The organism is Arthrobacter halodurans (genome assembly GCF_041877255.1).
GTDB classification, from domain to species: domain Bacteria; phylum Actinomycetota; class Actinomycetes; order Actinomycetales; family Micrococcaceae; genus Arthrobacter_N; species Arthrobacter_N halodurans.
The window spans coordinates 1-224 of sequence record NZ_JBHDLJ010000050.1 but is presented as its reverse complement, the minus strand read 5'-3'; the positions used below and the strand labels follow the sequence as shown (position 1 = coordinate 224).

Genomic DNA, 224 nt, shown 5'->3' with positions numbered 1-224 from the left:
GGGATCGGGGTGTTGACGCAGGGCACGGACGTGCACCTGGTGCTGGTGGACCTGCGGGACTCGGAGCTGGACGGGCAGCAGGGCGAGGACCTGCTGGCGGGGATCGAGATCACGGTGAACCGCAACGCGGTCCCGTTCGACCCGCGGCCGCCGATGGTGACCTCGGGGCTGCGGATCGGGACCCCGGCGCTGGCCACGCGCGGGTTCGGGGAGGCGGCGTTCGC

1 pseudogene is annotated in these 224 nt (G+C 73.7%); it reads left to right on the top strand.

The features are described from left to right. Positions 1 to 224, top strand: a pseudogene (locus ACETWP_RS17385) (serine hydroxymethyltransferase); the annotation flags it as partial.